This window comes from Bacillota bacterium (assembly GCA_023511485.1).
In the GTDB taxonomy this organism is placed as follows: Bacteria; Actinomycetota; Aquicultoria; order Aquicultorales; family Aquicultoraceae; genus CADDYS01.
In genome coordinates this window covers 1-10583 of sequence record JAIMBH010000047.1, presented here as the reverse complement: position 1 = coordinate 10583, position 10583 = coordinate 1, and the positions used below count along the sequence as shown (strand labels likewise).

Here is a 10583-nt window from a genome sequence, read left to right as displayed (position 1 = left end):
GTCAGTTAGCACGAAGACTCGAGGGTAAATACCGGGGTTCAGATGCCGTGGTGCTTGCTATTCCAAGAGGCGGTGTTGTCGTGGCCGATGAGGTTGCAAAAGCTCTTGGCTTGCAGCTAGATATCGTCATACCCAGAAAGATAGGTGCACCTGGCAATCCTGAGCTGGCAATTGGAGCGGTTGCTATGGGTGAGTCGATTATAAATGAACCCCTGGTAAGAGAACTGGGAATCCCGAGAGAATATATCGAATCAGAGATCAGCAGACAACTGGAAGAGATCTCAAGGAGACGGAAGCTGTACCTTGGCGACCGTGCTCCAATTCCGCTGCAAGGCAGGATTGCAATTGTTATCGATGACGGCTTGGCAACAGGATATACCGCGCTCGCTGCGATACATGCTATTAAGCGCCAGAACCCTAAAAAAATTGTTTTAGCTGTTCCAGTTGCACCATCCGACACTTGCGCTCGGCTTGCACAGGAAGTCGACGAGCTCATTTGCCTTGAGGTTCATGAGTTGTTTTTCGCCGTTGGTCAATTCTATGAGGTTTTCGACCAGGTGACAGACTCTGAAGTTATTGAAATATTAAGCCGCTATCGTAGTGCGGCATCATAGTTGTATTCATTAAAAGTCTCTACACATGTTATTTATCAGTAGCAAGAATGTTTATTAGCTAAAAATCATGGCGCTGTATTTAAGGAACTAGGAGGCCACCGAATTGAAGGATGATAGCAAAGTCAAGGATAGCTATATCGAGGTGATACCTTTCGGCAAGATCAACCAGGAACTGCTACGTTATATTTCAAAAGTTATCGAAGAAAAGTTTAAGTTGCCTTCAAGGGTCTCGCAATTTGTTCCTGTACCAAGGAGGATATTTGATCAAGCACGCGGCCAATATAATGCGGGCGATTTATTGGCGATTATAAGCCAGATCAGATCTCACGATTCGGTAAAAACTCTTGGCGTGATAGATGAAGATATTTTCTCGAAAGGGCTCAATTTTGTTTTTGGGCAGGCTACGCTGGGTGGCTGCTGCGGAGTAATCTCCTTAAGTCGGTTGCGAGCTGGCACAAACCGTCCAGGTGGAGAAAGGCTATTTCTTGAGCGGGTAAAAAAAGAAGCTGTTCATGAACTTGGTCATACCTTTGGGTTAAGGCATTGCAGTGACCCCAGATGTGTCATGTATTTCTCAAGCGGCCTTGCTGATACAGACAGGAAAAGTGCTGACTTTTGTGAAAAGTGCGGTCGCCCTATGCATTTGCTGCGCGATTGATTTAAAATTGAAAATATATTTCAATTTCCTGTTTAGCATTGCGCTTGTTTAGGGAATATATAATTGTTAATGTTTTTAGCTTGCGGTAGAATATACAAACCCTTGTTTTCCAGGTTGTAAACCCAATAGTCGAACTGGGCTTGAAGTTTAGCGGTAAATTCTACGTGGTATAACTGTCATGAATACTTCAGGAGGTGGCATGGTGGATTTAAAGATCGAAAGTAAAGAGGTTAACGGAATCGGGATAATCGTTCTCGAAGGAGAGGTTGATGTATATACAGCGCCTAAGCTTAAGAGCCGATTAATCGATCTAGTAGATGAGGGCAAGTATAATATCATTATAGACCTGCAGAAAGTGGAATTTATGGATAGCTCCGGCTTAGGCGTACTTGTAGGGGGTCTTAAGCGAGTCAAGTCTCACCAGGGCTCAATCTCTTTGGTTTGCACACAGGAAAACATCCTCAAGATTTTTAGAATAACAGGCCTTGTTAAGGTATTCCCCATCTTTGCTACAGAAGAAGAGGCCATCAATAGTTTGAAAGGTTCATAGGTGAAGGTTGTAAACCAGCTGACAAGCATAAAGATACCGGCTAAGCCTGAATATATCGGTCTTGCCAGGCTTCTGACAGCAGCGTATGCGGGGCTCTTGGGTTTTGATAATGAGGCTATCGAGGATATAAAAATTGCCGTATCTGAAGCCTGCACTAATGCTATGTTGCAACTTCATAAAGAAGCCCATGCCGACAAGAACATGGTGGAAGTTGATTCTTACTTTGAACCCGATAGACTTTTTATTGACATAAAATATATGACAAGAGAAGCGTCGCCAGTCGAGAAACTGCGCGCCCAACTGAGCGAGAGGGATTTAGGTATGAGTATCCTTACTAGTATTATGGATAAAGTTGAAATAATGAAAACGAAAGACTGGCAAATGGTGCTGCGGCTTATCAAGAAAATCCCCGATTAGCCTATCTGTTTATCCTCTCGGTATTGTCTGCATCTACTGGACTTAATGTATGCCGGTTGTTACACTGGTGTAGGAGGAAGTTTATGTTTCTAGGTATGGGTCCGTCGGAGCTAATCTTAATATTGGCACTGGCTTTAATTATTTTTGGCCCGCGAAAGCTGCCTGAAATCGCAAAATCCCTTGGCAAGGCGATTGGAGAATTCAAAAAAGCTTCTCAAGGAATTCAGGATGCGGTGCAAAAAGACCTGGTTAAACCAATTGCAGCCATCGCTGAGCAGGCACAGGATGAGCCTGAACAAAAGGGTAAAACGGGAGAGGGCAGTAAAGATAATGAACCCCAGCTATCCCGCTAGAATCTCTGTCTGGAGGCTTTATCGGTGACCGACCAAGAGATGACGTTTTTGGAGCACTTAGATGAACTTCGCAAAAGGCTTATCTGGTCCCTTATTGCCCTGCTTGTTGGAGTTTCAATAAGTTACGCCTTCTTTAACCCGATAATGGAATTTATAAAGTGGCCGCTTCCGGCAGACTTAAAATCCGTTCACCTAACAATATTTGGCTTCATGCAAATATTTACTTTCCGCTTTAAGCTCTCGGTGATTGGGGGATTTATTCTTACATCCCCTTTTATTATCTATCAGATAATCGCTTTTTTTGCTCCCGCGCTTAAGGAAAAGGAGAGAAAGTACGCGTATACGTTGCTGCCGCTTTTAATACTGCTTTTCCTTGGGGGTGCGGCGTTTGCGTTCTTCCTTGTGCTGCCGCCCTCGATGGAGTGGTTACGGGCCCAGGGTGGGGGACAGCTAGACTTTGTAAACAAAGCCGATGACTACCTAAATTTTGTATCGCTTTTTGTGCTGGCGTTTGGAGTTGCGTTTGAAACTCCGCTGGTCATCATATTTTTGATAAAACTGGGAATAGTTGATCGCAAGAAGCTGCGCAAAAATTGGCGGTATGCTTATGTCGTAAGCTTTATCATTGCCGCGATTGCCACTCCGGACTGGAGTATTGTAAGCATGGGATTGCTTGGCATAGCTTTGGTCTTGCTTTTCGAAATCAGCCTTTTCTTTGCGCGCTGGCTCTGATAAAGTGCTGAGGTCTTGGTGTGCCAAAGTGCCAATGTCAGAAAGGTTCTGGGTACTGGGGTTCAGGGTAGTTTTTAAAAGTTACTACCCTCGTTACTCACCTTCACCCTAGGAGCTAGCAGCTCAGAGCTAGGAGCTAATTTATGCATGAGCTTGGGTTAACACAGAGCATCGTTGACATAGCGGTTGAACACGCCAAAAAAAACAATGCCTCAAAGATTTTAAAAGTAAACGTAACAATCGGCGATATGATGTCTGTTATCGAGGACTCGATGCAGTTTTATTTCGAGTACTTGACTAAAGACACGATAGCCGGTGGGTCAAAGCTTGAGATCGACCACGTGCCTATATCAATCCGGTGCGCAAACTGCAAGGAAGAGAGTAGGGTTACAGAATTCGAAATATACACCTGCCCCCGATGCGGCTCGTTAGCTGTGGAACTGCTATCTGGCAAGGAGTTTTATGTAGACTCGATTGAGATAGAGTAAGTAGTTAAAGAATGGGTTCAGAGTTTAGCGATAGGAAGGCACTAGCTTTGCATAGGTCTACCGCTAGACGTCATCCTAAGCAGAGCGGCCCTTTTATTGTTATCCTGAGCGTAGCGTAGTGAATTCAAAGGGCCTTAACCGGAGGTTTCTATGACCGAGATAAAAATATTTGAGAGCATATTTAAGGCAAACGAGAACCTTGCCGCGGAGAATGCGAGTTTTTTCGAAAAAAACAATATATTTGCGATAAATCTTATGGCTTCCCCAGGTTCGGGTAAAACAAGCTTTATTCTGGAAACAGCAAGTAGAATCGCAGATAGGTTTAAAACGGCGGTTATTGAGGGAGACATCGCTTCTCAAGTCGATACAGAGAAGGTAAGGGCGCGTGGAATAGAGAGCGTTCAGATAAATACTGGGGGCGCATGCCACCTCGAAGCCAATATGATAAAAAAAGCCCTTGAGCACTTAAACCTCAAAGGTGTCGATTTGTTGATTATCGAAAATGTTGGCAATCTTGTCTGCCCGGCCGATTTTAATCTGGGAGAATCTGCACGCGTTGTTATTCTCTCCGTTCCTGAAGGTGACGATAAGCCGCATAAGTATCCATCCATCTTTCGGGATTGCTCTGTGCTTATTGTCAATAAGATTGACATGCTTGAGCTATGCGATTTCAGCATGGAGAAGCTCAAGGATGTCGTGCACAGGCTGAACCCCGGCGTTAAGATTATCCCGCTATCCTGTAGAACTGGGCATGGGTTTAACGTATGGGTGGACTGGCTTGAAGAACAACTCAAAAGCAGGAGGCCGAATGGATAGAGATGTTGCATTAAGTCTGGTTAAGGAACGCATTAAGAACAAAAATCTTATCAAGCATATGCTCGCCACCGAGGCTATCATGCGGCACTTAGCCCGCCATTTTAGCGAGGATGAAAACGAATGGGGTCTTGCCGGGCTCTTGCATGATCTAGATTATAGTGAGACTTATGATAACCCCGGCATCCATGGGCTTAGAACAGCCGAGATGCTTAAAGATACAGATGTATCACCGAGCGTTATACATGCCATCCTTGCTCATGCGAATAAAGTGCCGCTGGATGGTTTAATAGATAAAGCTATCTATGCAACTGACCCTTTGACAGGATTTCTGGTGGCTTGTGCACTCATGACATCCGATAAGAAGATGAGTTCTACTACTGTGGATTTTGCTCTAAGAAGATTTAAGGAGAAGGCCTTTGCTAAAGGGGCGAGCAGGGAGCAGATGTCCTCCTGTAAAGATTTTGGCTTTTCGCTGGAGGATTTTATGGCCCTTGGCATTAAGGCTATGACTGAAATATCAGACAAGCTTGGTCTTTAGCCGCCAAGTCCTGTAAATGCCCGATTTTACCAATTTTAGTTGCCCGATCAGTAATAAATCGTTATAATCATGATAATTATTAATTATCCCTTAAGGGATAATTTTATGAAAGGATTATTTGTGAAGGAGAAAGTACGTCTAACGCAGTATTCGCATAAAAGCGGCTGAGCTGCAAAAATGAGTCCGGGGGACTTAAAGCAAGCACTTAGCTGGCTGCCAATGGATGAGGCAGAGGAATTATTGGTCGGGTTTGATACGGCAGACGATGCAGCTGTTTATAAGTTTGACGATACCCATGCACTGCTGCAGACGGTCGATTTTTTTCCGCCAGTTGTAGATTCGGCGTATCTTTTTGGTCAGATAGCTGCGGCAAATGCATTAAGTGATATCTATGCTATGGGCGGGAGGCCGCTTACCGCATTAAATCTTGCCGCGTTTCCATGCAGTCTTGGGCTTAATCTTCTTGGGGAGATACTCAAAGGAGGCCGGGATAAGGTGAGGGAATCCGGTGCAATTATTGTCGGCGGTCATACTATACAGGATAACGAGCCAAAATACGGCCTCGCGGTAACCGGTGTTGTTGATATAGATAAAGTTGTAACCAACAGCAACGCAAAGCCGGGAGATAACATCATTCTCACCAAGCCGCTTGGAATGGGAATTCTGGCAAGCGCTCTGAAGCGGGGTGCAGTAACCGAAGAGGATATTATGCCAGCAATTGAGTACGCCGCCACCTTGAACAAGAGTGCAGCTGAAGCGATGCTTGAGGTTGGCGTGAATTCATGTACCGATATTACCGGATTTGGCCTCCTTGGGCACCTTAAAGAGATGGTTGAGGCAAGCGGAGTGAAAGCAATTGTAGAGATGGCCAGCGTTCCAATATCAAATGGCACGGTTGAGCTGGCTACTAAAGGATTTATCCCTGGCGGTGCAAGGGATAACCGCACCTTCCTGGGTGACTCCGTAGTGTTTCTTACCGAGGGAGAATATCCGCCGGAGATATTGTTTGATCCGCAGACCTCAGGTGGTCTCTTAATAAGTGTGCCTCAAGCAAAAGGAAGCCAGCTTCTGTCTGCAATGGAAGCTAAAGGCGTAAAAACAAGAGCGGTTATAGGCCGCATTGAAGAGGGACCTGCTGGCCTAATAGAAGTTGTCTAGGAGCACTAACGTTTTAAAGCGCTAATTGTTTGGTTTTGGCATTCGCATTTCGGCATACCATGACCTCTGCATCTTATCTACCAAGTTGAAATTTAACCTAAAAACCTATTTAATTTGATTAGTGTCAAGCACAGTCAGGTGCCTTAAGCCTTATGGGGTGAAAAATAGTGGTAAAAAACAGATATTTAAGGCAATTGCCAAAAGTCGATGAAATTCTTGATTTGCCTGATGTTAAGCTACTTGTAAACGCTTATCCAAGGTCTCTTGTCGTAGATGGCATCCGCCATGTAATAGATAATAGGCGCACAGCTATCCTTTTGCTTTCCAATAAAGAGCTAGAGGGTATTGAGCTTTCATCTGACTCACTTATTAAGGAACTGGAAGTTTGGTTAAAGGATCAGTACGCTTCTAGTTTGAAAAAAGTGATTAATGCGACTGGTGTTGTCATTCATACCAATCTAGGCCGCTCAATTTTAAGTAAATCCGCAATCGATGCAGTTATGATGGCTGCCTCGAATTATTCCAATCTTGAATTTGATTTGGATAAAGGGACAAGGGGCTCGCGCCATAGCCACGTTGAGTCGATTCTGACTAAAATTACGGGGGCCGAGGCCGGTATGGTTGTAAACAATAATGCCTCGGCAGTTTTTCTTGCGTTGAGCACGCTGGCTGCCGGTAAAGAGGCAATAGTATCAAGAGGTCAGCTCGTTGAAATCGGTGGCTCCTTTAGGATACCCGATGTCATGCGGCAGAGCGGGGCCATCTTGCGTGAGGTTGGGACTACCAACAAAACCTACATAACAGATTACCGAAATGCAGTCACTGAAAATACGGCACTCCTCATGAAAGTTCATACCAGCAATTTTAGGATCGTTGGTTTTACGCATGAGGTATCTCTTGAAGAGCTGGTTGACCTTGGTTGGGAACTTGGTATTCCGGTTATGGAGGATTTAGGCAGCGGTGTGCTTATCGACCTCTCCCGTTACGGTATTGAGTACGAGCCGACGGTTCAGGAGAGTGTGCGAGCCGGTGTCGATGTGATTACATTTAGCGGGGACAAGCTCTTAGGTGGCCCGCAGGCAGGTTTGGTTGTCGGCAAAGCGGAGTTTATCAATCGAATGAAGAAGCATCCGCTTGCAAGAGCTGTGCGTGTCGACAAAATGACGCTTGCCGGCATTGAAGCGACACTTCGCGAGTATCTAGACACAGAAAAAGTTCTTAAGACAAACCCAACATTACGAATGATCACGGCTTCAGCAGACGAACTAAAGGCAAGGGCAGAAAAACTTTCAAGATCGCTCGCAAAAATTTTGGGTGACGGCTTTACCGTTGCTGTTGAGCCAGAGTTCTCAAAGGTTGGAGGCGGGTCGTTGCCGCTTGCCGAGCTTAAAACAACGGTTGTTGCGGTGCGGCCGAAATCCATTGCCGTAAACGAGCTGGAAGAGATGCTACGCAAAAACGAACCTCCGGTTGTCGTAAGGATCAAAGAAGATGCGGTACTTCTCGACCCGCGAACGATACAAGATGGAGAAGAGAAAGAGATAATGGCTGCCTTTGAGAAAGTAAGAGGTAGGTAGCTTATGATTTTACTTACAACTTTAGCAAAATCCATGCATTGTATAGTGTAGGGCTAAAGCCTCGTTTGGTAGTAGGCAAAGGGTTATCTCTTTGCCAAGTCTTAAAAAAGCAGTTGAGTCGCGCATTAATTTTAACTTTACATCGCAGTTTTGCATTTCGATTTTGAATTGTAAGCTAAGCGAAGCAGCAGGTTACGACCTTGAAAAGATTTAGGGTGTTAGTGAAGTGAAGCAGTTAATATTAGGTACCGCCGGTCATATCGATCATGGCAAGACAACACTCATCAAGGCGCTGACCGGTATTGACACGGATAGGTTAGAGGAAGAGAAAAAAAGAGGCATTTCCATCGAACTTGGTTTTGCCCACTTAACGCTACCCAGCGGCCAGCGGGTTGGCATTGTGGATGTTCCGGGACACGAGCGCTTTGTTAAGAATATGCTTGCTGGTGCAACCGGAATCGATATGGTGTTGCTCGTAGTTGCCGCTGACGACTCAGTCATGCCGCAAACGGAAGAGCATCTTGCGATAGTAGATTTGCTTGGCATCAGAGAAGGGGTCGTAGCGCTAACCAAGGCCGATCTTGTAGACGAGGACTGGCTGAGTCTTGTCGAAGATGACATACGCAAGCTTCTTGTAAAGACCAGTCTAAAGAACGCCCCAATTGTGCCGGTATCTGGAAAAACCGGTATGGGGTTGGACAAGCTTAAAGAAGAGCTGGATAAAATAGCCCAGCGCATAATGCCGCGAAAGGATAAATTGCCTTTCAGGCTGCCGGTTGACAGGGTATTTTCGATGTCGGGAGCGGGCACCGTTGTAACAGGTACTCTGTGGTCGGGCGAGATCAGGGTCGATGACAGGGCGCATGTCTTTCCTATCGATAAAGAAGTTAGGATAAGAAATGTACAGGTACACGGTCAGAAAACTGACGTTGCGGTTGCTGGGCAAAGGGTTGCCCTTAATCTGGTCGGGCTTGATAAAGACAATATCGAGCGCGGTGGGGTCGTTCTTGCCCCCGGTTTTCTCTCGCCGACCTACATGTTTGATGCTCAACTTAAACTTCTCGACAGCGCTCCTCGTGAGCTGAAAAACAGAACAAGGGTTAGAGTTCACCATGGAACAAGCGAAGTGCTGGGTCGTATAGTCCTGACCGATAGAGAAATCCTTAACCCAGGTGAGACTGCTTTTGTCCAGCTCAGGCTCGAGAATCCGCTTGTTACCAAGTTTGATGATAAATTTGTGATCAGGAGCTACTCCCCAATTCAAACGATTGGGGGCGGGCGAATTCTGGACAGCCACCCATTAAAGTTCAGAGCGGCGCGTCAGAAGGATTTTACCAAGCGCTGTCAGACTCTAAGTACGGGCGATCCTGATGCGATTGTAAGGTTATACCTTAAGGAGTCAAATGGCTTTATGTCAGCAAGGTCGCTCTGGGTAAGGTCTGAGCTCGAGGAGACCCAGGTCAAAGAAAGCCTAGCTAAGCTTAAGGATGCCGGCGATATAGTCTCTATCAACGTCGATAGGCAGGAAAGTTATATATTAATAGATAAGTTTAACTCGCTAACGCAAACCCTTGAGGATTTCCTGAATAAGAATTTCAAACAGAACAGCTTAAATCCCTGGGTTGGTAAGCAAATCATAAAATCCCAGTTATTTGGCTGGATGGGGGATAAAGAGTTCGATGCGTTCATCTCCTATCTGCAGCAAAACGGTAAAATAGTTATTGAAAAATCCCAAATAGCCCATGCAAAGGCCAAGGTAACAATCGGAAAAGAAGATGAAAAACTTCTGGCTGAAATTGCAAGCAGGATATCAGCTGGCAAGTATGGTCCGCCCGAGACTACCTTGTTAGCTCAAGAGATGGGGCTTGATATTAAAAAGGTTAATTCTCTAGCGGATTTATTAGTCAGGGAGCATAAGTTAGTTAGAATTGCCCCTAATATGTATTTTGATACTGAGCTTATAGAAAAAGCTAAAGAAATGATAAAGAAAAATTTCTCTGGCAAGCAAATAAGCCCTGGTGATGCTCGCCAGGTCCTTAACACGTCAAGAAAATACATTATCCCGATTTTAAGCTACTTCGATATGATAGGCATCACTCGCCGCGTTGGCGATACGCGAATTGTCCGCTAAATCTGTAAACTTAGTAATACAGCCCTTAGCGACATAGCCATTCTAAGTACCGCACGGTACGTATCTTGTATTTTGGGCATAGACCTGGCAAAATATTGTTATCAGCGATGATGGACGCGTCCATCATCGCTTTTCATGGAGGTGGATTGGGCCTGGTGGCTCAGCTGGTCTTCAAAACCAGTCGGCCGGGCTAAACCTCGGTTGGTGGGTTCGATTCCCACGCACCTCCGCCAAACATAAACAGCTTAGTTAAGCTGGAGATATAGGAAAACGCTAGAGTAAAAATCTGGCGTTTATTCTTGTTTTTCTAACTTCCTTCTGATGGATGGGCAAAAATATCCGTGGTAGTTTGGATATTGGCATAATCTATAACTGATTGAGTTACTTTCGGATACTCACCCTTAAGAATTAAGAGAGAGGCAAAGAAATGCGCATACCCTCGGGTGTGCAAAAGAACTCTTTTCTGAATACCGATCCCCGAATGAAGATCAACTTGCGTTCAAAATCGATATAGACCAGCATAAAGTCAAAATTTCGCCCCACCCCCATGC

At 45.2% G+C, this 10583-nt stretch carries 12 protein-coding genes and 1 tRNA gene; all 13 read left to right on the top strand.

What is annotated here, in order from left to right:
* On the top strand, positions 1–614 hold a 614-nt coding region (locus K6T91_11310), incomplete at its 5' end, for a phosphoribosyltransferase (GenBank protein ID MCL6473378.1).
* A 103-nt stretch (positions 615–717) separates the two neighbouring features.
* The gene (locus K6T91_11305) at positions 718–1272 is read left to right on the top strand and encodes an archaemetzincin family Zn-dependent metalloprotease (GenBank protein ID MCL6473377.1); all 555 of its coding nucleotides are present in this window, start codon (positions 718–720) and stop codon (positions 1270–1272) included.
* A gap of 199 nt (positions 1273–1471) precedes the next feature.
* Entirely contained in the window at positions 1472–1822 is a 351-nt protein-coding gene (locus K6T91_11300) for an STAS domain-containing protein (GenBank protein ID MCL6473376.1), read from the top strand.
* Positions 1823–2239 (top strand): ATP-binding protein, encoded by a 417-nt coding sequence (locus K6T91_11295; protein ID MCL6473375.1) that lies wholly within the window; start codon positions 1823–1825, stop codon positions 2237–2239. It abuts the gene before it with no gap.
* 83 nt (positions 2240–2322) lie between these two features.
* Positions 2323–2592, top strand: coding sequence for a twin-arginine translocase TatA/TatE family subunit (gene tatA / locus K6T91_11290; GenBank protein ID MCL6473374.1), 270 nt, complete (start codon positions 2323–2325; stop codon positions 2590–2592).
* A gap of 24 nt (positions 2593–2616) precedes the next feature.
* Entirely contained in the window at positions 2617–3324 is a 708-nt protein-coding gene (tatC, locus tag K6T91_11285; GenBank protein MCL6473373.1) for a twin-arginine translocase subunit TatC, read from the top strand.
* Between the two features lie 143 nt (positions 3325–3467).
* A complete protein-coding gene (gene hypA, locus K6T91_11280; GenBank protein ID MCL6473372.1) occupies positions 3468–3812 on the top strand; it encodes a hydrogenase maturation nickel metallochaperone HypA in 345 nt (114 codons plus the stop codon).
* Positions 3813–3962: 150 nt separating this feature from the next.
* Positions 3963–4628 (top strand): hydrogenase nickel incorporation protein HypB, encoded by a 666-nt coding sequence (gene hypB, locus K6T91_11275; protein MCL6473371.1) that lies wholly within the window; start codon positions 3963–3965, stop codon positions 4626–4628.
* Entirely contained in the window at positions 4621–5166 is a 546-nt protein-coding gene (locus K6T91_11270) for an HDIG domain-containing protein (GenBank protein ID MCL6473370.1), read from the top strand. The genes hypB and K6T91_11270 overlap by 8 nt, the downstream gene beginning before the upstream one ends.
* 105 nt (positions 5167–5271) lie before the next feature.
* Entirely contained in the window at positions 5272–6324 is a 1053-nt protein-coding gene (gene selD / locus K6T91_11265) for a selenide, water dikinase SelD (GenBank protein ID MCL6473369.1), read from the top strand.
* A 164-nt stretch (positions 6325–6488) separates the two neighbouring features.
* Positions 6489–7901 carry an L-seryl-tRNA(Sec) selenium transferase gene (gene selA / locus K6T91_11260; GenBank protein ID MCL6473368.1) on the top strand — a complete coding sequence of 471 codons (1413 nt, stop codon included), beginning with the start codon at positions 6489–6491 and terminating at the stop codon, positions 7899–7901.
* A 226-nt stretch (positions 7902–8127) separates the two neighbouring features.
* On the top strand, positions 8128–10032 hold the full coding sequence (gene selB / locus K6T91_11255) for a selenocysteine-specific translation elongation factor (GenBank protein MCL6473367.1): 1905 nt from the start codon (positions 8128–8130) through the stop codon (positions 10030–10032).
* 137 nt (positions 10033–10169) lie between these two features.
* A tRNA-Sec gene (locus K6T91_11250) sits at positions 10170–10265 on the top strand.
* Positions 10266–10583 lie beyond the last annotated feature (318 nt).

What these genes read in the sequence shown, in the direction of transcription:
- K6T91_11300 (MCL6473376.1), top strand. Translation starts at nt 1,472, where the DNA reads ATGGTGGATTTAAAGATCGAAAGTAAAGAGGTTAACGGAATCGGGATA.
- tatA (MCL6473374.1), top strand. Translation starts at nt 2,323, where the DNA reads ATGTTTCTAGGTATGGGTCCGTCGGAGCTAATCTTAATATTGGCACTG.
- hypA (MCL6473372.1), top strand. Translation starts at nt 3,468, where the DNA reads ATGCATGAGCTTGGGTTAACACAGAGCATCGTTGACATAGCGGTTGAA.
- hypB (MCL6473371.1), top strand. Translation starts at nt 3,963, where the DNA reads ATGACCGAGATAAAAATATTTGAGAGCATATTTAAGGCAAACGAGAAC.
- K6T91_11270 (MCL6473370.1), top strand. Translation starts at nt 4,621, where the DNA reads ATGGATAGAGATGTTGCATTAAGTCTGGTTAAGGAACGCATTAAGAAC.